This is a genomic window from Paenibacillus sp. CAA11 (genome assembly GCF_003060825.1).
GTDB lineage: Bacteria > Bacillota > Bacilli > Paenibacillales > Paenibacillaceae > Fontibacillus.
On the sequence record NZ_CP028922.1, the window covers coordinates 421,016 to 446,329 of the forward strand.

19 protein-coding genes and 1 riboswitch are annotated in these 25,314 nt (G+C 51.6%); of the genes, 12 read left to right on the forward strand and 7 right to left on the reverse strand.

The features are described 5' to 3' along the window. Positions 1–34 precede the first annotated feature (34 nt). Positions 35–490 (forward strand): DUF421 domain-containing protein, encoded by a 456-nt coding sequence (locus DCC85_RS01875; RefSeq protein ID WP_108464049.1) that lies wholly within the window; start codon positions 35–37, stop codon positions 488–490. Between the two features lie 53 nt (positions 491–543). Here DCC85_RS01875 and DCC85_RS01880 read toward each other — a convergent pair whose 3' ends face one another. Beyond that, positions 544–1,518 carry an aldo/keto reductase gene (locus DCC85_RS01880; protein ID WP_108464050.1) on the reverse strand — a complete coding sequence of 325 codons (975 nt, stop codon included), beginning with the start codon at positions 1,516–1,518 and terminating at the stop codon, positions 544–546. A 180-nt stretch (positions 1,519–1,698) separates the two neighbouring features. Here DCC85_RS01880 and DCC85_RS01885 point away from each other — a divergent pair, with 180 nt between their 5' ends. From DCC85_RS01885 to DCC85_RS01915, 7 genes are all read left to right on the forward strand, one after another. Then, the gene (locus DCC85_RS01885; protein ID WP_108464051.1) at positions 1,699–2,286 is read left to right on the forward strand and encodes a hypothetical protein; all 588 of its coding nucleotides are present in this window, start codon (positions 1,699–1,701) and stop codon (positions 2,284–2,286) included. A gap of 212 nt (positions 2,287–2,498) precedes the next feature. Then, positions 2,499–3,470 carry an AAA family ATPase gene (locus DCC85_RS01890; RefSeq protein WP_108464052.1) on the forward strand — a complete coding sequence of 324 codons (972 nt, stop codon included), beginning with the start codon at positions 2,499–2,501 and terminating at the stop codon, positions 3,468–3,470. An 11-nt stretch (positions 3,471–3,481) separates the two neighbouring features. Beyond that, positions 3,482–4,567, forward strand: a complete 1,086-nt coding sequence (locus DCC85_RS01895) for a DUF58 domain-containing protein (protein WP_108464053.1) — start codon at positions 3,482–3,484, stop codon at positions 4,565–4,567. Then, a complete protein-coding gene (locus DCC85_RS01900) occupies positions 4,564–5,892 on the forward strand; it encodes a DUF4129 domain-containing protein (protein WP_108464054.1) in 1,329 nt (442 codons plus the stop codon). The genes DCC85_RS01895 and DCC85_RS01900 overlap by 4 nt, the downstream gene beginning before the upstream one ends. 163 nt (positions 5,893–6,055) lie before the next feature. Continuing rightward, complete coding sequence (locus DCC85_RS01905; protein WP_108464055.1) at positions 6,056–6,637, forward strand: nitroreductase family protein; 582 nt, start codon at positions 6,056–6,058, stop codon at positions 6,635–6,637. A 97-nt stretch (positions 6,638–6,734) separates the two neighbouring features. Then, the gene (locus DCC85_RS01910) at positions 6,735–7,832 is read left to right on the forward strand and encodes an acyltransferase (protein ID WP_159081744.1); all 1,098 of its coding nucleotides are present in this window, start codon (positions 6,735–6,737) and stop codon (positions 7,830–7,832) included. A gap of 135 nt (positions 7,833–7,967) precedes the next feature. Continuing rightward, a riboswitch (purine riboswitch) is annotated at positions 7,968–8,067 on the forward strand. A gap of 71 nt (positions 8,068–8,138) precedes the next feature. Then, positions 8,139–9,584 carry an NAD(P)/FAD-dependent oxidoreductase gene (locus tag DCC85_RS01915; protein WP_108464057.1) on the forward strand — a complete coding sequence of 482 codons (1,446 nt, stop codon included), beginning with the start codon at positions 8,139–8,141 and terminating at the stop codon, positions 9,582–9,584. 92 nt (positions 9,585–9,676) lie between these two features. On the opposite strand, the gene DCC85_RS01920 is transcribed toward DCC85_RS01915, so the two are convergent. From DCC85_RS01920 to DCC85_RS01930, 3 genes are all read right to left on the reverse strand, one after another. Continuing rightward, entirely contained in the window at positions 9,677–11,491 is a 1,815-nt protein-coding gene (locus DCC85_RS01920; RefSeq protein WP_108464058.1) for a right-handed parallel beta-helix repeat-containing protein, read from the reverse strand. A gap of 758 nt (positions 11,492–12,249) precedes the next feature. Next, positions 12,250–13,119 carry a helix-turn-helix domain-containing protein gene (locus tag DCC85_RS01925; protein WP_234414440.1) on the reverse strand — a complete coding sequence of 290 codons (870 nt, stop codon included), beginning with the start codon at positions 13,117–13,119 and terminating at the stop codon, positions 12,250–12,252. Positions 13,120–13,269: 150 nt separating this feature from the next. Beyond that, positions 13,270–13,815 (reverse strand): DUF2628 domain-containing protein, encoded by a 546-nt coding sequence (locus DCC85_RS01930; RefSeq protein WP_234414298.1) that lies wholly within the window; start codon positions 13,813–13,815, stop codon positions 13,270–13,272. A 354-nt stretch (positions 13,816–14,169) separates the two neighbouring features. Here DCC85_RS01930 and DCC85_RS23235 point away from each other — a divergent pair, with 354 nt between their 5' ends. Continuing rightward, entirely contained in the window at positions 14,170–17,706 is a 3,537-nt protein-coding gene (locus tag DCC85_RS23235) for a DUF6359 domain-containing protein (RefSeq protein ID WP_234414299.1), read from the forward strand. Between the two features lie 91 nt (positions 17,707–17,797). Beyond that, the gene (locus tag DCC85_RS01945; RefSeq protein ID WP_159081745.1) at positions 17,798–18,190 is read left to right on the forward strand and encodes a hypothetical protein; all 393 of its coding nucleotides are present in this window, start codon (positions 17,798–17,800) and stop codon (positions 18,188–18,190) included. Positions 18,191–18,319: 129 nt separating this feature from the next. On the opposite strand, the gene DCC85_RS01950 is transcribed toward DCC85_RS01945, so the two are convergent. Beyond that, positions 18,320–19,464 (reverse strand): IS3 family transposase gene (locus DCC85_RS01950; protein ID WP_442789511.1). Its coding sequence is split into 2 segments (ribosomal slippage): positions 18,320–19,176 and positions 19,176–19,464, totalling 1,146 coding nucleotides; the frame shifts between segments, so codons are not numbered across the junction. Between the two features lie 322 nt (positions 19,465–19,786). On the opposite strand from DCC85_RS01950, the gene DCC85_RS01955 reads away from it, so the two are divergent. After that, positions 19,787–20,773 carry a hypothetical protein gene (locus DCC85_RS01955; protein WP_108464062.1) on the forward strand — a complete coding sequence of 329 codons (987 nt, stop codon included), beginning with the start codon at positions 19,787–19,789 and terminating at the stop codon, positions 20,771–20,773. 342 nt (positions 20,774–21,115) lie between these two features. Here the strand turns inward: DCC85_RS01955 and DCC85_RS01960 are convergent, their stop codons facing one another. Together DCC85_RS01960 and murI are read right to left on the reverse strand one after the other, a co-directional pair. Continuing rightward, the gene (locus DCC85_RS01960) at positions 21,116–22,783 is read right to left on the reverse strand and encodes a glycoside hydrolase family 13 protein (RefSeq protein WP_108464063.1); all 1,668 of its coding nucleotides are present in this window, start codon (positions 22,781–22,783) and stop codon (positions 21,116–21,118) included. Between the two features lie 191 nt (positions 22,784–22,974). After that, entirely contained in the window at positions 22,975–23,781 is an 807-nt protein-coding gene (gene murI, locus DCC85_RS01965; RefSeq protein ID WP_108464064.1) for a glutamate racemase, read from the reverse strand. Positions 23,782–24,302: 521 nt separating this feature from the next. Here murI and DCC85_RS23545 point away from each other — a divergent pair. Next, positions 24,303–25,223 (forward strand): LacI family DNA-binding transcriptional regulator, encoded by a 921-nt coding sequence (locus DCC85_RS23545; protein ID WP_199909964.1) that lies wholly within the window; start codon positions 24,303–24,305, stop codon positions 25,221–25,223. Positions 25,224–25,314 lie beyond the last annotated feature (91 nt).

Consider the following 25,314-nt stretch of genomic DNA (forward strand, 5'->3'; position numbering starts at 1 on the left):
CTTATCCCCATATTAAGGAAAGGGGGGTGGGCATGTGATTTATGTATTTGAAGCTATATTGATTTACGCCTTGGGAACCTTGATGCTTCGGATCAGCGGACGCAGGCGCATATCCCAGATGACGATTCCGGAGACGGTTCTTATGATCTCAATTGGGACGATCCTGATCCAACAGGTGAAGGGGCATGATTTGGGCGTGACGCTGGCAGTGGCAGCCATATTGGTGCTGATTCTTATGGGGATGGAGTATTTGCAGATCAGATTGAAGCTGATGGAGAAGGAAGACAGTCGGAATGATAGGTCCGAGATCATCAGAGAACAACAAGCCAAACGGCAAACCGAACAACAAACTGAACAACAAACCGAACAACGGACTGAACAGCAAACCGGACAAGAACCTGTAATTCCACAGCCCTCGCCGCAATTGGAGCTGCTTGCAGAGGCGGCGTCGGGTGAGGCTTCCTGCCCCACCCCTGACCGCATGAATTAATTCATAATTATTCGTACTATAGACGCCTTGGAGGCGGGGCCTGCCTGCTTGCTTTAAGCCATACCCCTGCCGCGCGAGGCGATGTACAGCTTGACCCATTCGAGGCGGGATAGCTGAATCTTAGCGGCCTCACCGCAAGCGCGGATCCGGTCCGGGTTCACGGTGCCGATCACCGGCTGGATATGGGCCGGATGCTTCATCAGCCAGGCGAGGACTATCGCTTCTCGAGTCGTCCCCTTCTCCTCGGCGAGTTCGGCAACCAGGCGGGCTGTCTGCTGAACGTTCTCGCTCTGGTCCTGACCGGGCTTGCCGGAGAACAGACCCTGAGCCAGTGGCCCCCAAGCTTGCAGCTGAATGTTCTCCAGGCGGCAGTGCTCCAGCGTGCCTTCCGGGAAAATATTGTGCGCGGCGATTCCCTGATTCACCGTGACCCCGGTATCAATAAAGCCTGTCTTCAGCAGGCTCATCTCAAGCTGATTCACGATAAAGGGCTCATCGCAGGCTGCCTGAAGCAGCCGGATTTGTCCTGCACTCATGTTGGATACGCCGAAATGGCGGACCTTTCCCGAAGACTTCAGCTGCCGCAGCGCTTCGGCTACCTCTTCAGGCTCTACCAAAGGGTCAGGGCGATGCAGCAGCAGAATATCCAGATACTCGGCCCCCAGCCGCTTCAGAGAACCATCGACACTGTGCAGGATATGCTCCTTGGAGAAATCATAGTAGCCCGGCTCTTCCTCGCTTTCGGTCAGGCGAATGCCGCATTTGGATTGAAGGATGATCTTCTCCCGCAGCTCTGGACGCTCTTTCAGCACCTGACCGAAGACCGTCTCGGCTTTGCCTCTCGTATAAATATCCGCATGATCAAACATATGGATCCCTACGGACAAAGCGGCTTCAACAGCTTCGTGAGCCTGCTTGATATGCTCTTGTGTAATAGGGTGACTCTTGTCCCAATCCCCGCCCAGACCCATGCATCCCAGTACGAGCTGGCTTGCAGGAATTCCTCTTGTCTGCAAAGGCAATGTCATCTTTGATCCTCTCCCTATCCCAGTAAAGTAAACGTTCATATTCGTATTATAGTCTACGTGAGTCCAATTCCCAAAGATCAGGCCTTCTTCCGCCCGTATTTCGTACAAAAGCTCTGCAATCTATTGTGAATATAGTAATATATTGAAGAGAGGTCTTTCATTTAAGGGGAGGAGAATCTCATGAGGAAAAGCTTCATATCATTAGCTTGCATGACCATGTTGCTAGCGAATATCGGCTGTTCTAATTCCAAGGAGTTAGTCACGGTAAAACAGAATGAAGCTGATCCCGCTGCCGTGGTGGCAGAGCAGGGGGACAAGCGGCCTCAGAAGGAGATGCAAATTCAGGAGCAGGCGCAAATCCCGTTCCAGCGGGTCATTTACACCAAGATCGCCCAAGATGATTCATCCTGGGAGTTCAGTGTGGCTGATGATCTGCCGCAAGCGTTGAAGGAAGCTTATAGAGAGTTTAGGACAAGTGTGCCTGGAGCCTTTCTGGCCGGGGAGACGGAGGCCAATTACTATGTCGCTGTGTGTACAGGACAGAAGCCTTCTTCTGATCAGGGAACTGAGGTTCAGGCTGTCACGTTAAGCTCGTCCGATGCCCAGAAAGGGATGGTATCCTTGCATATTGAAGTGAAGTCTCTAAAGCATGAAGAAATAGGAACTGAGCTGCCCGGCGAGGTGAACGTAACCCAGCTGCTGAAGGTGGAGAAGGCGCATCTTCCTTCCGGGGCGAAGCCGGATGAATTGATTTTGACTGGAATCTAGTACTCTGCAGGCTATTTGCTGAATTTATGATTGTAAACGCTAACTTTACCTATTTGGACAAGACAGATGCTACATAGATTGAACTAAAGTTTTGCCTTGATCTTTCTATATTTAACGGCCTAATACGGCCCTATAACACTCATTTCTTTAGTTCATTCTATATACATAGACAAGAATTGAAGAACTGACCAATCTAACAAGGCGGTGCACTTATGGATACTCAAAATATGAATGAACTTATCAACTCGGTACGGCAGCGGATTGCCCAGGTCGTTGTAGGACGCGAGGAAGCGGTTGAACTGCTGCTGACCACTTTGCTGGCGGGAGGCCATGCTTTGTTGGAGGATGTACCGGGAACAGGGAAGACGCTGCTGGCCAAGTCCTTGGCCGCAAGCCTCTCCGGAGCCTTCCGGCGGATTCAGTTCACCCCGGATCTGCTGCCCTCTGATTTGAGCGGCATTCATTATTTCAACCCGAAGACAAGCGAGTTCGAGTTCCGGCCCGGCCCGGTGTTCACACATATTCTGCTCGCGGACGAGATTAATCGGGCCACGCCGCGTACACAGTCCAGTCTGCTGGAATGTATGGAGGAGCGCCAGGTGACTATTGACGGAGAGACACATCTGCTTGAGGCGCCGTTCATGGTCATTGCCACACAGAACCCGGTGGACAATCAGGGAACCTTCCCGCTGCCTGAAGCGCAGCTTGACCGCTTCTTGATGCGGATTCGCATGGGATACCCTGAATTTGAAGAGGGGATGCGCATCCTGCGTCGCTTCCAGTCGGGCAACCCGCTTGCCCGGTTGGAGCCGGCCGCAGAGGTGGCCCAGATCGTACAGGCCCAGCAGGTCTGCGCCCAGCTTCCGGTGGAGGACGATCTGATCGCTTACATCCTGCGCATCACAGAAGCTACGCGGACTCACCCGGAGGTGCGGCTCGGGGCCAGCCCGCGTGCCAGTCAGGCGCTGCTGCGGGCTTCCCAGGCGCTCGCCCTGGTCCGCGGCAGAAGCTTCGTCTCGCCGGATGAGATCAAGGCGGTGGCCGTACCAGTGCTTGCACACCGCCTGCAGCTAAACCGGTCAGTGCTGGACGGAGCGGAGAAGGCGGAGGAGCTGGTCTCCTCCGTCCTGAAGCAGGTCACGGTGCCTACCGAGCCTGTTGAGACAGCCGGGACAGCCGGTTAGGAGGCGGAGCAATGCTGCTTGTATGGCTGATGGTGAGCATGGCCGCCGTGCTTGCGGTCGTGGGTTATATTTACGGCAAATACGCGCTTCGGAAAGTCAGCTATGAACGCTGGTTCTCCAAGACAGCTGTATTTGTAGGGGAAGAGGTGGAGATGGTCGAGCGGATTACGAACCGCAAGCTCCTGCCGCTGCCCTGGATCCGGCTGGAATCCATGATCGGGCAGGGACTGGTGTTCGGGAGCCAGACCAATCTGGAGATCAGCCGGGGCGAGCTGTTCCAGAACCATATCAGCATCTTCCTGCTGCGCCCGTACCGGCGTATTGTCCGCCGACATCAGGTGACCTGCAGCCGGCGCGGCTGGTACCGGCTGGAATCGGTGACGATGACCGCAGGAGATCCCCTGGGGCTGTCAGAGGACAGCCGGCGCCTGCCTCAGGCGGCTGAGCTGGTGGTCTATCCGCGCGCAGCCCCGCTTCAGGAGCTGCCGCTGCCCAGCCATAGCTGGCTGGGGGAGATTGCTGTGCGGCGCTGGATCGGGGAGGACCCCTTTCTAAACGTGGGGGTCCGCGAATACCGTCCGGGCGATAGCTTGAATGCGGTTCATTGGAAGGCTACCGCCCGGACTGGAACGATGCAGGTGCATAAGAAGGACTACACGGCAGACCCGAGGCTTGTCATCTGCCTAAATATGGAAGTGGATGAGAACATGTGGCGGAATATTACGGATCGTGAGCGGATTGAGCGAGGCATCACTTATGCGGCAGCGGTTGCCGAGCATGCGGCTGCTAGCGGCCTGGTCGTCCGACTGATCTGCAATGGCCGTCTGGCCTTTGGAGAGAAGCAGCCGATCCGGATGGTACAGCCTGCTGCTCTGCGAGAGGTGCTGGAGACCTTGGCCAAGCTTGAATTGGACATGGTGACCTCTATGCCAGCCATGCTGGAGGGGGAAGCTGATGAGGGTAGGAAGGACGGCGACTATCTGCTGATTACTTGCCACCACGGCAGCAGGCTAACCGAGGCAGCACAGCGGTTGGAACGCCTTGGCAATAAGGTCGAGTGGATGCTCATACCCGAAGAAGGGGGGAGAAGCCGATGAAGCTGCAGAAGGCTCAGAAGGCTCAGAACGAATGGGGCATCGGGGTGCTGCGGCGGGCGGGCTATGGCTTGATAAGCCTGCTGATGCTGCTGCCTGTCTGGCTGTGGATCGATGAATATACGGCCCAGCCGCCGCTTCAAAGGTATTGGCTGCTCGGGCTGGTTCCCCTGCTGCTGGCTGCGGCCTGGCTGCAGCCTCTGGTTAGGCCGCTATGGACACGGCTCACTGTCTCGCTGCTTGCCGGAATTCTCTTCCTGCTGCCGGGCATATTGGATCTATCACATTCCATCTTTGTGGCAGCAGCAGGCTTTGCAGCGGCGCTGTTTCTGCTCAGCGTCAGCGATTATCACAGTCGAATCCGCCTGTACGGCATAGGGATGGCGAGTTATTTCGTAGGCGGCATCTATTTCAGCCGCACGCCTGCGCTCACTCCTTGGGTGCCGCTCCTTGTCGGATGCGGAGCCGTCTGCCTGGCCTTCACGCTGCTGTATATGAATGAAGGCCGCCTGCGGAAGGCGTCCTTCTCCGGCAGCGGGCCAAGCAAGGCGGCGCCGGAGCTGATTCGGCGCAACCGCGTATATGTGGCCGTGCTCTTCTTAGCCGCACTGCTGCTGGCTGCCGGCCTGGGCAGTCTGCTCGGCAGAACCGTGCTCGGCGCGATCCGCTGGCTGCTGGCGAAGATCTTCACGGGTTCCTCCTCGGAGCCCGTGCCTCAGCCGCCTGCGGAACCGGTCCCGCCGCAGGGGATGCCGGAGGTGGCAGAACATGGTCCGGACCGGATTACGGAGATTCTGAACACCTTATTTTATATTTTTGGCTACACGGCCTTGGCTATCGTAGCCGGCGGACTGTTATACGCAGCTTACCGCTATGGCGGCGAGAACTTCCGTCGCGGCTGGGCTTCTCTCTTAAGCGGGCTGCGCCGCAGAAGCGCTGAGTCTGAGAAGGCGGGCTACACGGATGAGGAGAGCCGAGTATCCCGCAAGGAGGAGCCCGGCCCCGCGCCGCTGCGCGGCTGGCGGAGATTCTTCACACGCGGGGGAACAGCCGTCCGCTGGGAAGAGCTTGCGCCCCGGGAGCGGGTCCGTTATTTGTATCGCAGGTGGCTGGATCGCCAGCGGCAGGAAGGCTACCAGCCCTCTCCGGCATCCACACCGCTGGAGATCGTGCAGGATGAGCAGCGCGAAGCGGGCAAGGCAGCAGCTGCCGCCGACCCCCAGGCAGAGCGGAAGCTGGTGGATGCCTATTACCGGGCCCGATACGGGGCGGAGCAGCCTGCAGCTGAAGAGGTAGAGTCTCTTCGCAACCGTCTGAAGCGAAAATAGGACATAAAGTAGGTCCGGTTGCAAATATTTTAATTTTATATAGATTGAATTAAAGTTATACATTGATCTTTCTATATTTAACGGCCTAATACAGCCCTATAACATTTATTTTCTTTAGTTCGTTCTATATAGGTAATAAAGTAAAAGTGGAGGAGAGATACTAATGGATGTGACTCAAGCGATAAGAACCCGCCGAAGCATCGGCAAGGTCAAGATGGATGATATTCCTAAGGAGACGATTGAACGGATCTTGGAGGCTGGCACCTGGGCGCCGAACCATAGGCATACCGAGCCTTGGAAGTTCTTCGTATTAAGAGGTGAAGGACGCGGCAAGCTTGGCAGCGCCCTCGCAGATATTGCGAGAGAAGCGGCAGCTAAGGCAGCGGCCGGAGCCGAGGAAGCGGAGATGAAAGCCGAGAAAGCCCGTTCCAAGGCATTTCGCGCTCCGGTCATTATTGCTGTAGCAGTTACCCCCAGTGCCAAAGAAGGCGTGCTGGAGATTGAAGAATATGGGGCGGTATCTGCTGCCATTCAAAATATGCTGCTGGAGATTCATGCTCTTGGCTTAGGGGCCGTTTGGAGAACGGGAGACCCAGCCTATCACCCGCTTATGAATGAGCATTTTGGCCTCGGCCAGAGGGATAAAATGCTGGGATTCATCTATCTGGGTGTCCCGGAAGCACCTGCTTTAGAGGGGAGAAGACAGCATTACTCCGTGAAGACGGAATGGATCGATCAAGCATAAGCAGCAGCCGCAAGCAGCAGATGGAAGAAAAAGGTCAAATCAAAGCCTTCTAAATTGTTTAATAGCTATGTGTACATCATAGAAGAAGGGTGATATATTGGCCGCACTGCGTAAATCCAAAATTCGAACACTGGACATCTACAGAGCAATTTGCATCCTCGCCGTTGTTCTCATTCATGTGACTTCTCTGCCAGCAGTGCGGGCACAGCGATATCCTGACAGCCCGATCGCGATATTTTATTTGGTCCTCAACCAATTTAGCCAGTTTGCGGTTCCGTCGTTTCTGTTTCTCAGCGGCCTGGTCTTGTTCTATAACTACTGGAGCCGTTCGCAGGATAGTGAACGGTGGATCGGAACGTTCTATAAGAAGCGCTTGATGTATGTTGTTATCCCTTACCTGTTATGGTCGGGAATTTATTTTGTCTTCAAGCATGCTGTAAAGGGCAATTTGCATAAACTGCGGGAGGATACAGGGAAGCTGCTCGCAGGTATTCTGTACGGAGATAATTTTGAGCATTTGTACTACTTCGTCATTCTGATACAGTTCTATCTCATATTTCCGTTGCTAGTAAGAGCAGTGCGTTCCTCCTTGGGAGTTAAGATGTTGGTGCCTGCAGCAGTTCTGGTGCAAATCCTCTTTTACTTCTTTATGAAGGAAGTGCTTAACTGGGATAAAGCGGGAGACCTCTTCATTACGTATTTCCTGCAATTCTCAATCGGAGCCTATGTTGGAATTAGCTATGAAGCGGCCATGGGTTTCTTGCGGCGCTGGAGATGGCTGTGCTATGCGACTTTTGTTCTGTTCGGGTTCGTTTTTGTATTTGCGGGGCGCCTTTATTACCAATGGTTGCCGGAGCTCCTTCCGTACAAGGAGTATTTAAATTTTGTCATTTACTACGTCTTCACTTCGGCAGCGGCTCTGTCCCTGCTGCTCATTTCAGAGGCACTATACCAAGTCCTCCAAGGAAGATGGCTTGCTAGACTGCTGACGGGCATAGGGATAGCCTCGTTCGCGATTTTTCTGGTCCATCCGCTCCTGCTGAGTTTATGGAGACAAGTATCGGAGGATGTGACGGGTGGCCCTCTATATCACCTGATGATATGGGCAGGCGGGGCGGTCGTTCTGATGCTATCCTGGGGATTCTATATATTGATGTGCAGGCTGAAATGGAGCCGGATTTTAATTGGAAAATAACAATGTTCGTGTTTTTGGGGATTGTGAAGAGTGATTAGTTAGTACAATTTAGGATATGCGTGTAAAATACGAATATTATAGGTTAATGACCTTGACACATTCGTTTATAGCGGGTATGATTCTTGGTGTTGCTTATTATATATCGTGAAATCAATTCGTATATCCTCAAAGATATGGTTTGAGGGTTTCTACAAGGAGCCACAAATTCCTGACTACGAATAGGGTGCCGAAGCATACCTATTTGGGGTCAGGTTTTTTTGTGCCTTGGGCATCCAGTCATACTTGAAATCTAGGAGGAACTCTTCCATGAGTAAATATGATGTGATTATTGTTGGTGCCGGCCCGGCCGGGATCTTTGCCAGTTATGAATTAAGCCTGAAAGCTTCGCATTGGAAAATACTCTTGGTCGATAAAGGCCATGATATCTATCGTCGCCGCTGTCCGATTCTCGAAGATAAAATCCAGCTGTGTCCACCTCCGGCTGGCCGCAAGGAATTTGCGGGCTGTCTGCCGGCCTGCTCGATTACGGCAGGCTTCGGGGGAGCTGGCGCCTACAGTGACGGCAAGTTCAACGTGACCACCGAGTTTGGCGGCTGGCTGACAGACTATTTGGCGCCTTCTAAGGTGCTGGAGTTGATTCGCTATGTGGATGCGCTCAATCTGGAGCATGGTGCAACGACGAATATTACCGACCCGATGACCGATGCCATCCGGGACATTGAGCAGCGTGGTTATGCTGCAGGGCTCAAGCTCCTGCGCGCCGAGGTGCGGCATCTGGGTACCGAGCAGAACCTTGAAATTTTGAAGTCCATTTATGAGCATCTGAAGCCTCGTATAGATATGGTGTTCAAAGCAGAGGTGGAGGATATTGTTACCGTTAAGGAGAATGATCGCCATACAGTGAAGGGAATTACGCTGAAGAATGGCGATACGTATGAGGCAGACCTGGTGATGATTGCGCCAGGGCGGGACGGATCGGCTTGGCTCACTGATATTCTGAAGAAGCGCCGCCTGAAAATGTACAACAACCAGGTGGATGTGGGGGTCCGTGTAGAGACCAGCGATGTGGTCATGCGTGAGATCAATGAGCATCTGTATGAAGGGAAGTTCATCTTCAACACTTCGGTGGGTACACGGGTCCGCACATTCTGCAGCAATCCTTCCGGCCATGTCGTGGTGGAGAATCACAGCGGGGTCATGGCTGCCAACGGCCACTCTTACAAGGACCCGGCACTCGGTTCAAGCAATACGAACTTTGCGCTGCTTGTCTCCCACACCTTTACGGAGCCGTTTGACAAGCCGAACGAGTATGCCCGGGAAATCTGCCGACGGGCCAACGACCTGTCGAATGGGGGCGTGATTGTCCAGAAGTATGGGGATATCATACGCGGCCGCCGCTCTACCGCAGGACGGATTGCCGAAGGCTTCCTGGAGCCAACCTTGAAGGAGGCGGTGCCGGGCGATCTGGGCCTCGTGCTTCCATATAATACGATGAAGAGCCTCATTGAAATGGTGGAGGCGCTGGATAAAGTGACTCCGGGGATTGCTTCCGAGCATACGCTGTTCTACGGCGTGGAGGCCAAGTTCTATTCGGCCCGGCCGAAGCTGACAGAAGCGCTTGAGACGGAGATTGACGGCTTGTTCTGCGGCGGAGACGGCGCAGGGATCACGCGCGGCCTGGCACAGGCCGGAGCGGCAGGCGTCTGGATTGCCCGCAGTATGATGGATAAGGCGGGGGCCAGCAACGTATAGGAGATATATGAAGAGACAAAGCGCTCGGAGCTTAAGCCAGTTGGCTGCTCCGGGCGCTTTTTTTGGTTTTTTGCCGTTTTACCAAAGTAGCCTTAAACAATCGTGTTGCCGATATTGGTGTCCGTTTTATGGAGCTTCATTTGGCCTTTAATCAGCAAGTTGTTTAGAACCTTGGTTCCTTTCGCCGTATCAGTTATGATCGCGTTGGAAACAGATTTACCGGTATTGGAATAAATCGTATTTTGAGCTATGATCGCATCCTCGGCGTCATCAGTTAATGAAATACCGTATCCGACGTCATCGGCTCTTTTGAAAGTGATGCGGTTGCCGATAATCTCGGCGCGTTGCCCCCCCTTGATTTGAATCGCCGAAGTGCTCGCGGTGTCCGAAATTTCGTTATCGTTGATTTTAACGGTTTTTCCGGCGCTGCTCTCTCCGTAAATGGCGACTGTTCGGCAGCCAAGGATATAATTCCCTTTGAGCGTAACATTGCTGTTTTTGTCGAAGCTGATCGCATAATTGGCTTGTTTTCCTGTGTAGCTGGAGCAGTCGATATAGTTGCCTTCTACGAAAACCGATGTCGCTTCTGCACCCAAGTTTTTGATGGATATGCCGCCTTTGCACTGGCCAAACGAATTGCCCCGCAGCATGACATTGGTGGACTTGTCCAGTTCGAGGCCGAAGAGTTCCGAGTGAAGTGCCTTGTTGTTCAAAAATTGCACGTCATTGCTCTCGCTCACTTTGTAAGGCAGGCCCGCACCGCGATGCACAATATTGTCCGCGATCAGTACATTTTCCCCTCTGTATACGCCGATGCCCGTTCCTTCGCCAAGATGGGAGACCGCATTTCCCGTCACGACCACGTCTTTACCGCGGGCGTCGATGCCGCTGCTAAAGCCTTTGATGGTGTTCCCAGTAATTGTCACGTTGTTACCGTCAAATCCGTTCGATACCTTCTCACCCGCGATAGCTACTTTGGTTTTGTCTGTTCGTACGAACACGTTGTTGGAAATGATTGTATCCGTACCATTGCTGTAAGAAATCATATTATCCGAATGATTCCCGTCGATCACGACTTCGTAGCCGCTGAAATTGAGCACAGACGCTACCAGATTTCCGCGGAACACATTGCCTCGAATGACGATTTTTCGCGGCTGCTCGTAGTCGATATCGTCTTCGCCGTATCCTTCGATGTCGATTCCGACGCTCGGACCGGTACCCTTCTCAGTGCCTGCATTTGTGATTTCATTGTTTTCTACGAAGATGCCTTCGCCAGCGGTAATCGAAATGTTGTTCCGGCGCGATCCGTCCAGCGAGCAATTGCGGATGGTTACTAAATCCGGTTCGTCATAGTCGGGATCTACGCCCATGAGGCCCACCGCGCCAAGGAAGACGCAGTCGCCTGTACATTTACGGATCTTCATGTTTTCGATTGTGACTTTTTTGCCTCCATGAACGTAAATGCCGAAGCCCCATTCATGTTTCGGAACTTTGCTGTAATCATGCTGGTCCAGATCCCCGGTAATGATGCCGCCCGAAATCGTGACATTTTCCACTTTGCGCAGATAAATACAGGAGTAACCTCTCTCAGAGTTAGGCTGCACTTTCAGCTCCGCCTGGTGATCCAGAGTAAGCTTCATGTGGGATGGCACCTGGATGCCCGCCCCTTTCTCCGGATTGTTTGGATAGGTGGTTCCAACGCCTTGAATCAAATACGTCCCTTTCGGAATAAACGCTTCGTTGTACCCAGCGCTTTTCGCATGGGCGATCGCCTTGTTCAATCCATCCGTCGTTTTTACCGCATCGGTGCCGTTGGTATTGATCCCCCATTGCGCTGGATCGATGATATAGCATGTGGTTGTTAATGCCGTAGCCTGTGCGGTTTTGTTTTCGAATTTGTTGTTCATCAGTGTTCCTCCCTGTTCTTTGCCTTTTGATTTTTAACCTGTTTGCCTTATGGCTGTTTAAATAGTCCGGCAAGTTTCATCGCTTTAAGTAAAATCTTTTATCACCCGGGTGTGTTTCAATTGGGATCATCTACAGGAGCCGGTTTCCAGTAGTTCCCATGCGTTTAATATAGCAGAACCCGAGTGCAGCGAAAGGCCAAGAAGAGGCCAAAAAGCGGCCAAAAAGCGGACAAGGAGAAAACAAAGAGAGTCATTCTATAATAATGGTTCAAGCTTTGAACGTAAAAAGCGCCACTTGTATACTAGGAAACGTTCCGGCGAGAACAAAACCGACAAAGGTCAACAGTGTTTGAATTCATGCTACCATGCCCCTTTTTTACTGATTACCATAAGGGAGACTGATTCACAATGTATCACTTTGATGAGGTAGATATTCCTCGCGAATTACTTTTACACATATATAGATTGAACTAAAGTTTCACATTGAACTTTCTATATATAACGGCCTAATACGGCCCTAAAACTTTCATTTCTTTAGTCATTCTATAAGTCCATTTCCACCCTCATGAGCACAGTCTAGGACCTGTAAATTCCCAGACTGTGCTTTGGGTTTGTTGATCAGAGTTATCCTCTGTCACCGTAACCAGGCAATTCTACAAATTCACTTACATCATCAGCAGCATGCCAATAGAGCCCACCCATGTTCGAAATATTTGAGTAATCCTAGTTCCGCTGTTCGTCTTCACTTTGTAACTTTTTTATTCTTCAAAGGAAAGGTTCATCGGCTCGTCTGCCAGCTCGTAACCAATTTCAACATTAGTCGTAGGCACACTCTTATCCACCTCTTCGAACTTGAAGCCGTCCACCCATACCTGCCCCTTGCCCATGAGCAGGACACCGATGGAGATGGAGGCGCTGTTGTCCGGAATATCGAGCACGATGGAATAATGATTCCATGAGGTATCTCCCGTAATTCGCCGATTGTTCATATTATCGAATTGCAGGACATCCTCGGCATTATTGTCCACCCGCATCCACAGACCGCTGAATTCCTCAACCCCGCTTGTTTTGACAAAGCCCGAGAATTTCATCCGCTTTCCGAGGTAGCGGCCCGCTTTGAAGGACTGCATAAGGGTGGCGAATTCCTCATTACCCATCACTGTTGTCGATTTAAGATACGCTGATGCTTTACCCTGGTGAACGGTGATCTGATCCAGTCCCATTTCATAGTTGTGCGGATGGGTCCCGCTCAGAATCCAGCCTTTAATGTGAGAAGTTTCAATCATAGTACGTTCTCCTCCTTGAAATAAGTTCGAATCGAATATTTTCCGGTATCGCCCTGGGGGCATACCGAACATCCTTTTGAAGGCCCGGGTGAACGCCTCTTGGCTTTCAAAGCCGCAATCCATGGAAATCTCCAAGATCGGATGATCCGAGTGGCGAAGGGCCCCTGCGGCATAGCTTAGACGCCTTGTGCGGATATAATCGGTCACGGTCATTCCAACTTCCCTGCGGAATACCCGGTGAAAATGGTAAGGGGACAGTCCTGCATGTGAGGCTACCTCGGCAAGTCCAATTTCCTCATCGAGATGTGTCTCCATATAGTGAATGCTTTTCTGTACGAGCATGCTGTAGCTTAACACCGGCTGGCCTCCTTCCTTGTTAAACACTATAGCAGATGAAAAAGCGCTCATTTTGATCGTTTTTGCTACTTGTAAAAATATGCTGTGAATGATGAAAACCAAGAAGACTGCTTAAGCAGGCAGCCTTCTTAAACATTATATATATCGCTGGAATACTCCATAAATCAATCCCGGAGGCGTGTACTGACCCACACTCTTAAAAGCAATGACTGCGCTAATGAGCGCAACCACGGCTGCCAGCAGAAGAGGAAGCGCGGCAAGCGCGATCGGAACGAACAGGCTGGTCTCTCCGGCAGTGGCAATTTTCTCCTCCCGCATTTCGAAATCACGGGGGAATCTGTAGTACATAGAGGCGATTTTTCGCTTGACATGGCTTAGATAGAGCTGATTCCCGATGATGCCCATTATGATTTTCAACAGGAGATAGAAGCAAAGGATGGTAATAAGATTATCCCCTGTCAGAAGACGCTCTAAAATGATGGTCTTGAAGAAAAGAGCACCCAGCACGTTGACCACTACGGAGGCAAAGAGTACATACAGCAGGAAGTACAAGTACATTCCGCGGTAGAGCAGCCAGTAGCCATCGAAGCAGAAGGCGGCCCAGTTCCAGTGGCTGTCGCTTCTCCATTTCGCAAGATAGAGGTCTGCCTGGCTGCCGATGAATAAACGCGGGATCCGCATCAGGGCCGTCCGACAGCGGAGGAGCAGCCGGGGCTGATGGAGGCGTATAACCATGGGAAGGCTCCAAGAGCTCTGGCGGTTTGGGTGGTTCAGGCCGCGCTCTTACAGGGGAGCCACAAGAAGGGCAGTATTGATCGTTTTCAAGCAGTGTGGTGTTTAATATTCAGGCTCGTCCAACTAAAGGATGGGAATGAAGATCGGCGGATAGGCTGTTAGATTTAGATAAGAAAGAGAAGGCATAGGGGAGAAGATGGATTTAATGTAAATTTTACATAATAAGTATAAATAGGAAGCAAATTCACTATATGATAGAAGAGATTTGAAGTGAAAATCATAGGGAGGGATAATTTAAGGATGAAGGTGAAGTGGAGCAAAAAGGCATTTGGATGGCTGCTGGGCAGTGTGCTGGCAGTCACCGGAGCTGTCGGGCCAATCCCGCAGCAGGCGCATGCGGCCGAAGACAGCATCTCCGAGGCGGCCGTGTATCAGCTGCTGCAGACTGCAACGGCAGACCGGCAGACACTGACGGTTGAACAGGCGATTGCTGCCGGGAACAATGGAAGCAGTGTCCAAGTAGAAGGCTATGTGGTCGGCCATGCAACAGGCTCGAAGACGGCGAATTTCAAGGCCCCCTTCGCTAATGATTACAATCTCCTGCTTGCAGATCAGGCGGAAGAGACGGATGCTTCTAAACTAATCAACATCCAAATTCCCGCGGCGCTGCGGAATCAGTTCGGTCTGGCCAGCCACCCCGAGCTGGTGGGACAGAAGATCACTGCAGACGGTGCACGCCTCGTATATAACAATTTTGCCGGGTTGAAGAATGTAACCTCGATCTCCTTATCTGATCCTGGGGAGGAGCCGGGTCCCGGCACGGGAAATCCGAACCCAGGAACAGGCAACCCAGATCCGGGAACAGGCAACCCGGACCCGGGTACAGGAAATCCGGACCCAGGAACAGGTAATCCAGATCCAGGTACGGGCAATCCGGACCCCGGCACGGGAAATCCGGATCCGGGAACAGGCAACCCAGAACCGGGAACGGGCAATCCAGCCCCAGGGACGAGCCCGGATCTGCCGGACGGCAGCGGTAAGAAGGTGCTGTTCGATAACACCCATGCCCAGACGGCCGGTGCTGCAGACTGGGTTATTGACGGAGCGTTCTCAGATTTTGCAGACGGCCTTAGAGCGGATGGCTTTACCGTCGAGCCCCTCGACCGCCAGATTCCCTATACCTTTGGAGAGCAGGCGATCACCTACGAGAAGCTGAAGGATTATGATGTGTTCGTCATCGCTGAGGCAAATGTGCCGCTGAAGCAGTCCGAGCAGGACGCCCTGCTCCAGTATGTGGACCAGGGGGGCGGGGTCTTCTTCATCTCCGACCACTACAATGCGGACCGCAACAAGAACCGCTGGGATGCTTCCGAGGTGTTCAACGGCTACCGCCGGGGCGCCTTTGACAACCCGGCCAAGGGCATGAGCGCCGAGGAGGCCGCTTCGCCGGCCATGCAGGGCCTCTCCAGCGGAGACTGGCTTGCAGACAACTTCGGCGTGCGCTTCCGCTACAATGCCATCGGCGATATCGATGCCAATAGCGTAGTTGCGCCGAGCCAGGCATTCGGCATCACGGAAGGCGTGCAGTCTGTTGCCGTTCACGCCGGCTCCACGCTGGCCGTCCTGGACCCAGCCAAGGCCAAGGGCATTGTCTATGTGCCAGAGAATCCTCCGGCCTGGGGCAATGCGGTAGACAGCGGCGTGTACAACGGCGGCGGCCGGGCAGAGGGGCCGTTCGCGGCGGTGGCCAAGCGCGGGCTTGGCAAGGCGGCGTTCATCGGCGATTCCTCGCCGGTGGAGGATGCCTCGCCCAATTATTTGCGCGAGGAGAACGGCCAGACGAAGAAGACTTATGACGGCTTCAAGGAGGCCGATGACGCCAAATTCCTCGTTCAGACTGTGGAGTGGTTGGCTCATCGGGAGGACTACACCTCCCTTGCAGACGTGCCGGGGCTGAGTCTGGATACGCCTACTGCCTTGCTGTCAAGCGAGGAACCGGCGGCGTCCACCGAGCCGCAGAAAGAGCCGTGGGCCCAACCGGCGCCAGGCTATAAATGGTATGATCCTTCCACCTTCAAGCCGGGTTCTTATGGGTCCGGCAAGAAGCCGGACGTGCAAGCAACCTATGGCTTTGTGCATCAGGCCCAGCTGCCGTCAGCCGAGGAGTTCAGCATTAGGCTGACGGCGGATGGCATGCAGCCAGGCCAGACGGTTCAGGATCTTAAGGTTGGCATATATGTCACCGGGGGCGATCAAATTGCTCGCTTTAAGCAGGAGGATGGCAGCTGGTCCCCCTACGGCTACAGTCCAGCCTTCAGCTTGACGGCGAATACAGCCGGTCATGCAGCGAAGGAGCTGACCGTACAGCTGAAGCCGGGGACAACAGGGGATGCTACCCTGCGTCTGAAGCAGGGCAGCGCGAACCTGATCACAAAGAGCGTCACAGTAGCCAACGTTCCGGTCGAGCCGCTGCCAGACGACCGTCCGCAGGTTCCCGCTGCCGTTCCCGTTGCTGAAGCGCGCGGAGCAGCTGACGGCACTGTGGTTACGGTAGAAGGCGTGGTTACCTCCGAGCCGGGGCTATTCGGCGGACAGGGCTTCTACCTGCAGGATGATACGGCAGGCATCTATGTGTATCCGCAGGCAGCGGATTTTCATGCGGGCGACCGGGTAACAGTAAGCGCCTCGAAGACCGTCTATAACGGAGAAGTAGAGCTGGAGAACCCCGTATGGATCGAGAAGAAGGGCATCGCCACAGTTCCGGAGCCTAAAGTGCAGACAGAGCTGAACGAAACCAATCAGGGACAGCTCGTGCAGCTCCAAAATGTAACCATTCGCAGCTACAAGACCGCGAGCCCAGCCGGATCGTTCGAATTTGATGTGGTGTCCCAGGACGGCTCATCCGTACATGTTCGGATTGACGGACGGACCGGGATCAGTTATGACGCCTTTCGCTCTGATTTTCCGGAAGGCACCGCGGTTAATATCGCAGGCATTTCGTCCATTTTCAAAGGAATCTATCAGTTGAAGCCCCTAACCCTTGCGCATGTTGCTATGAGCACGAATGATGCCGTGGCCCCGGTAACGACAATTACGGTAAAGGGGAAGACGGGTTCCGAAGTCTTTAATACCGGGAATGTGGGGATTGCCTTCTGGGCAGATGACGAGGGCAGCGGGGTCGAAAGGACCGAGTACCGCCTGAATGAGGGGCCTTGGCAGCCTGCGGAGCAAGGCTTCACGCTCTCTCAGGACGGGAGATTTACGCTGGACTACCGCTCGGTAGACCAGGCCGGGAACGTAGAGGAATTCAAGCGGGTGCAGATCAACATTGATAAGCTGCCGCCAGTGATTCAGCTGACAGGATCGGTGAGGGTTAGTCAAATCGACAGTACACTTCCCTTGAAGGTCGAGGCATCGGACAGTGTGAGCGGGATTCAGAAGGTGACCTATCTGCTGGATGGGCTGCCAGTGGCTGGCTTGGAGCGTGTTGAGCCGATCCAATTACCTGCTGGGAAGCACATCCTGACCGTATGGGCAAGGGATGGTGCCGGCCGTGCCGCTAAGGCATCTTATGTGCTTGAATCCGTCATCGAGGTGGATCAGCTGGACGAATTGGTGGATCTCGCGAAGAGCAAGAAATGGATTAGCAAGCAGGGTACACTGAACAATCTTCAGGCGAAGATCGCCCAGCTTCAGAAGGCAGAGGGTTCCAAGCTGTTTAACCTTCGTCTCAAAGCGCTGCGTGCGGAAGTGCTGCTTCACACAGGAAGCTCTATATCTCCGGGCTTCTCGGCGTTAATGCTGGGGGATCTTTATCATATTGAGAAGGTGGCATAGGGGGAATCTTCCCTTTAATGGGTAACACCTATGCTATAATACAATTATTGGATTAGTGCAAGGGTTCGGGAGACAAGGTGGTGAATAGGCAGTGCTGAGAAGGATACTGGGGACCTTGATCATGGGCGGACAATTTCTATTGATCGGGATGCATCTGCTGATCGGGGGGGATATACCGGTTTATGTAAGCGAAGAAGAGATGCGGGTTTTTCTCATCGCAATAGGTGTGCTTTGCGCTCTCTTAGCACTGTACATCCGCAGTGTGAATCGCACGGAAGCACCCCACTTTTTATTACCTGCCTTGCTGCTGGCCAGTTCACTGCTTGCTCTGTTCTACTTTGGCATCTCCATGTATCAGGATATGATTTATCCGCGCCAGGTGAGGCTGACGCTAGCTTCTTTAAGCGGGTTGCTACTGGCCTGCGGCACACTGTTATTAACAGTCGTGAAGCTGGTCCGCACGATCCAATCCTGCAATTCATAACTACTCATTCAACGCTCAAAACCACCGGCATCGATATGAAGTGCCCCTTGGAATAGACATTGGAAACCCCTAGGGTTTAACGGGACTGACCCTCGTTTGCGAGACAGGGATCAAAACACCTTTCAAGTTCTAAGCAACCAGTTGTCGGTAATGAACCGGCGACTGGTTATTTAGTTTTGTTTGAATGCGAATTGAGTTATAGTAAAAGATGTACTCTCGAATGGTCTGCTCGACGATGGCTGTCGTCGTACAGGTTAAACCTTCGAGGTAGAACGTTTCAGACTTTAGTGTGGAATGAAACGATTCGATGGGGGCATTATCAGCGGGCGTACCCTTGCGGGACATGCTCATGGTAATGCCTTTTCCCTTTACAGCTTCTTGATAGGCCTGTGAGGTGTAGACGCTGCCCTGATCGCTATGGAGTATCGTGCCTGGAAGATCGGGTAACTGGCCCAGTGTGTCCAGCACGAACGCCGTGTCTTGCTTGTCAGCTATACTGTAGGCCACAATCTCTCCGTTATACAAGTCCAAAATACTCGACAGGTATAACGTCTTCCCACCAAACGGCAAATACGTAATGTCGGTAACAAGTTTTTGCAGAGGAGCATCGGCCTCAAATTGGCGCTTTAACAAATGTTCTGCAATATAGGCTGGCTGCCCTGTAGGTTTGCGTTTCTTCAATCTGACACGGCATTGCAGCCCCTCACGCTGCATAATCCGCTGCACGCGTTTATGGTTAATCTTGTACTCTCTCCGAAGAAGCGCCGTGATCTTCCGGTATCCATAACGAAACTTATGCTGTCTGCAAAGTTCATGAATTTTCTCTACGGTATGATCCTTGGTTTTAATCCCATAGGCGGCTTTCCAGCGATAGTAGGTGGCACGAGGAACCCCGATCCATGCACATGCTTGACTTACACTGACTTCCCCACGAATGGATTCCATCCATTCGACGATGACCCTGGGAGACACCTCCTTTCCAACTCATTGTACTTTTTTAAAACGTCGATTTGTTGCTTTAAAAAGCGATTCTCCGCCTTTATTTTCTCTAGTTCTGAAGCATATTCAGGCCCCTTGCCGTAGCTGTATTGTTTACCCACTGGTTGCTCCAGCCGATGCACGTCACCTTCTCGGTACCACTTCATCCACACCTTCAGCTGTGTCTTATTCCGTATCCCGAGTTGCTCCATGACCTCACGAACCGGAACTCCTTCTAATCTCATTTCAATGGCTTTCATTTTCACTTCTACGGGGTAGCTGATTCTTGTTGCCAACGCAAAAACACCTCCAAGGTTGTCTCCATATCTTACGACATGGCTGCATTCTCTTGAAGGTGTTTTAATTTGTCTCACGCTATGGGGTCAGTCCCAACCAATGAAATTTTTCGGGGGGCTTTTTTATGGCTTAAAAGTGAAAAGCTCAGGATGTATCTAGATTGCATCCAAAACAGAGACGATTCATTTTCACGTTGAAGAAAAGTTGACGTAACCTTAAGTCAATAAGATCGTCGCCAAAAATATGTAAGCAAGGACATTCTAGAAGAATTTCTTTAGTTCTGATAGACTACAGTATATCCAAAATTTAGGGGGGAGAAGGTTGAACATAAAATTTTACAACAAGGTTTGGTTATGGGTAGTAATTGTTTTGGGAGTAGTTATTGGATTAATTTCAAAGGAAAGGCCAACTGAGAAAATGACGATATCCCAGGAACAGGCAGTACAAAATGAGTCTGTAAAAAAGAAAGAAGTAGTAGAACCAGTGAAAGAAGAATCGCAGAAGATTTATAAAGAAGTTGCATTGGGAGAAGCTAAGACTTACATACAGTTAACAGTTAGAGGAACCATAATCCCTGAATACATACAACCCAGGTTTAATGCTCTTTCAAAACATGTTGATAAAATTACTGATGAAGAGAGAGGACTCTTCTCACAACTGGCCGAGGCTGTAAAATCAGATAATTTAGGTGAAGCAAAACGATTATATATTACGCTTGGAGGAGAAGATTTTGAGGAATTAAATAAGGAACCAGAACCTAAAAAAAACCCTTCTAAAAAGGCAACTAAACAGCAATTGAATCCTGGAAGTATAGGCATGGACGTTGAAGAGTTCCGTAAAGCATTTAATTCAGCAGCCAAAAAGATGAATATTGATATGAAACTTGAAGAGATAAAGGTTGAAAAAGGGAGTGGGCAGGATATTTTTACTTACCAATTAAGAGACTCCGTTTTCCTTCAAGGTGTTATTAATAAAACTGATGGAAGTATAAGGACAGTGTACATGGCTGGCGCTGGTAATGGAAGATTACAGGCGGGACAAGATTTATTATCCACGATGAAGCTGCTGATACTCCTTAACAACCCAGACTTTACAGACATGGATATCGAGATTGTATTGCAGGATGTAGGACTTAAATATGATGATGTAGACATCAACAAAATTAACCAATCAACTGAAAGAAGTGGGAGAAAATACACTTTAGTGAATACGAAATTAGTAGGCATTTGCTTCATTGTTTCAGATTCAAAAGATCAAATACTGTGGAGCATCCTTAATGAGGTGATGGGTATCGAGAATGGAAAATAAGGCAATCTTGTTGTCCGTGACGGCAAGAATTAGCCTTTCATACATACGCTGAAAAGCGAGAATAGACGAGTTCTGAAACCCTGACCATACACAACGGTCAGGGATTTCGGAATTCGTCACCAGAAAGTCTCCCAAAGAAAATGATTCATAATGCCTCGATGGAGAGTTCCTTCCTATATTTCAAAATAAAAGGCCCTACAACCTCATTGTTACCGGATTCGGTGGTTACCTATCGATCTTTGTCTAGGTAACCATGATGTGTCGAAGACTGTGGCTAATCTTTCTGTGCCCGATAACTGTACTAGACCACTGTGTTCTGTAATTATGCGGCCTAATGCATCCCTAATGCATCCGGTAGACCCTGGCTTCATAAGGGCGAAGCAAACCGGCTTCAAGCCCCTCCTCCGGATAGTTGCCGATGATAACCGGCTTGCCTTCCACCTGCAGCTGCTCCGGCAGCTCCAGGCGGACCTCCTTGCCGAAGAAGTTCAGCACGGTCAGCCACTGAACTTCGCCCAGCGTGCGGGTAAAGGCATAGATGCTGTCATGACCCTCCAGCAGCAGCTCGTAATCCCCGTAGACCATAACGGGGTTCTCTTTGCGCAGGGCAATCAGCTTCTTATAGTAATGAAAGATAGAGTTCGGATCTTTCAGCGCCTGCTCTACATTGATCTCACGGTAATTCGGGTTGACGCCGATCCAAGGGGTTCCTTCCGTGAACCCTGCATTCTCCGCTGCATTCCACTGCATCGGGGTTCGGGCATTGTCCCGTCCCTTGGCGTATATGCCTTCGATGATATCTTCATGCTTGGCGCCGCCCTCGGTAACCTTCTCCCGGTACATGTTCAGAATTTCGATGTCCCGGTAATCATCAAGCTTCTCAAAGCGCACATTGGTCATTCCGATTTCTTCGCCTTGATAAATATATGGCGTGCCCTTCAGCGTGTGAAGCAGGGTCGCCAGCATTTTGGCTGATTGGACCCGGTACTCTCCATCATTGCCAAAGCGTGACACCATACGGGGCTGATCATGATTGTTCAGGTACAGGCTGTTCCAGCCTTCCTGAGCTAGTCCAACTTGCCACTTGTGGAGAATGTCGCGAAGTCTTGGCAGGGTCCATGGAGTAACCTCCCATTTGCCGGACGGACCGGAGTCAATATCCACATGCTCGAACTGGAAGACCATCTGCAGCTCTTCCCGGGCTTCACTCGTATAGAGCTTGGCATCCTCGACCGTTGCCCCTGGCATTTCGCCTACGGTCATCACATCATATTGGGACAGAACCTCTTGGTTCATCTCGTGGAGGAACTCGTGCACACGCGGGCCATTCATGAAGTATGGGCTGCCGTCTCCCAGCGGCTCACTGCCATGAGAAGGAAGGCCTTCAGCCTTGGAGATCAGGTTGATCACGTCCATGCGGAAGCCGTCGACACCTTTGTCCAGCCAGAAACGCATCATGTCATAGATGGAGCGGCGGAGCTTCGGATTCTCCCAGTTCAAGTCAGGCTGCTTCTTCGAGAACAGGTGAAGATAGTATTCGCCGGTCACCTCATCATACTGCCAGGCGGAGCCGCTAAAGAAGGAACTCCAGTTGTTGGGCGGCGTGCCGTCTTCGTGACCGGGGCGCCATATATAGTAGTCCCGGTAAGGGTTGTCCTTCGACTTGCGGGATTCCACGAACCACGCATGCTCGTCAGAGGAGTGATTGACGACGAGGTCCATCATCAGCTTCATTCCGCGCTGGTGCATGCCCTCCAGCAGCTGCTCCCAATCATCCATCGTTCCGAACTCGTCCATAATGTCATAATAGTCGCTGATATCATATCCGTTATCATCGTTCGGAGATTTATAGATCGGCGAGAGCCAGACGACATCCACGCCGAGCTCCTTCAGATAATCAAGCTTTGAGATGATACCTTGCAAATCGCCAATGCCGTCATGGTTGCTATCCTTAAAGCTGCGGGGATAAATCTGGTACACTACGGCTTCCTTCCAAAATGCGCGTGTCATAAGATGCTCCTTTCCAGTTCAACTTAATCGTTTAAGTCAAGGTTAAAACTTCGGTGAAGTTCTGTCAATGAGATCTTAGAAAACGCTTTTTTACCTACGTGCATCCCTACCTTATAACAGGGCGCTCATACCAAAAAGCCTGTCACTTAACGACAGGCTGCTATCTGCATAATATGAGGATGATGAATGAGCTATAATTTGATAGGTGCAGTATTCTTGACTTGCAGCTCGTCTAACATGGTTAGCAGCTTCTTATAGCGGGACAAGGTTTCCGCATCCTCAACTTTGCTCCCCGATTTGTAAAATATAATATCCCCCGTGCCCTCATTGATCTTGCCCTTAGCTTCTAAAATCCGTCGCAAATTTTTAGCGGTGCCTGTACTGCCTGAAATAATGTCCACTTCCTGGGGAAATAGAACTCTCAGGCTTTTTTCAAAATAAGGGAAATGCGTGCATCCCAGCACCACCGTGCCATACTGGCTCAGGTTCAGCGAAGATAGTGCCTCTCTCAAGTAGGGAACGACCTTCTCCTCGTTAAATTCAAACTGCTCAGCAAATTGGACAAGTCCCGGAAGAGGCAGACTATCCACAATGTCCTGATGGTCTATACGCTTGACCAGGTTATGAAATTTCTCTTCCCTGAGGGTTAAGTTGGTCGCGAGAACCAGAACCTTCTTGCGCTTGCCTTCCCACTTCTGAACGGCGGGTTTGACGGCAGGCTCTATTCCTAAAATAGGAAAATCATATTTTCGGCGAAGGTCCTCTACAGCAATGCTCGTTGCCGTATTACAGGCAATGACCAGGGCCTTAACCCCTTGCTTCGCAATAAAGTCAACCGCTTCAAAAATATATTGCCTTACTTCTTCCTTCGGTTTATCGCCATAGGGTACATGTAAGGTGTCCGCATAAAAGATGTAATCATCCTCTGGCAAGATTCGTAAGGCTTGGTGCAGTACAGTAAGTCCTCCTATACCGGAATCAAAAAATCCTATTCTCATGAATGTCCACTCATTCCGTAAATTATTTACAAAGTTCATTGTATCATTCAGGTTCTACAGCCGTCAGGGTCCGGATCAGACGTGCCCAGCAGGCCAGGGCAAAGATCAAGTGAATGGCCCCCTACATTATATTACCGATCATGCTTGAAAGCACAACCTACAGAGGACCATTTTTTTGATTTATCTCTGCTTAGAACCGGCTTGCTGCGGAATTTGGGACACAACAGGATTCAGGGTTCATTTTACTTGGGCTAATCTCTTATATTCATTTGGGGTCACTCCTACCACGCGCTTGCAGCAGCTGGTTCGCCTTCTTGATGCGCACCTCAATAATATAATCGGTGAGGGTGCAGCTATTTAGCTTCTCACAGGCTGTGAGGAATTTCCCCCAGGTTTTGGGCAAGCAGTGGGCCTGAGGAATCTTCAGCTATATAGGAGAGCTTGTTCTAAAATATGGTATGCTAAAAAGGTGAGAGAGAACGGATGAATGATTCTAAATGGGAGCTGAGCTAAGGAATTTTATGAGAAAAGTGACGCTTAAAGATATAGCCAGGGAGGCCGGAGTGTCGCCCGCAACCGTCTCCTATGTGCTGAACAAGGATGAGCGGCAGAAGATCAGCAAGGAGACCCGGCAGCGTATTCTGGACATTGCAAGGCGCCTGCAATATGTACCGAACCTGACCGCGAGAAGTCTTGCCCAGAGCCGTTCCAAGCTTACCGGCATCGTGATCGTGCAAGAAGATAATGAACCGCCCTGGAAGGCCCAGATGCATTATGATCTTGTCTTCGAGCTTCAGAAGCTGTTGAACGAGCGGGGCTATGACGTCATTGTGACCCGGACGGGGACTTCCGAGGTGCAGCTCGATATCATCGTTAAGCGGAACCTGGATGCGCTGTTCATCCTGGATGTGGAGGAGGAAGGATTCTTCAATATTTCCCGCAAGTTTACTGCGCCCATCGTGATTATCGACAGCTATATTGACGATACGATGTTCCACAAGACCGCGGTCGACTATGCCGGAGCGGTACGGCAGGCGCAGGAGCTGCTCGGAGAGAAGGACAGCTTCCTCGTCACCCTGCCGATGAACAACCGCGAGATGATGCGGCGTATGACCGCCTCGTTCAGTGCGGAGCGGGTGCATGTGCTGCGCGACCAGGAGCAGCTTGCAGCATTTTTGAAGCAGCATCAGGGAACGCCCGGCGTCTTCCTAAATGAATGGGCAGCCTGCATGGCCGCGCCGTACATGAAGGTAGAGCAGATGGCGGCCGTGGTCACCTCCGGTGCAGCGGCACTCCTGCCGCCGGGCGTCAGGCAGGTCGCCTTCGACAACCGGAAGCGGGCTGCGGCTGCGGCGGCTGTGATGGAGCAGCTGCTTAGACAGGTTTACGAGGAGATGGAGGATTATATCATCGTGTCTCCGGAAGGACAGGCTCAGGGATAACCAGGGCTTGTCCTTTTTTGGCTATGAAATTGACAGCGTTTTCCGGGCGGTGCTATAATCGGTCAGAAGTTAACTTAAGCGTTTAAGCTAA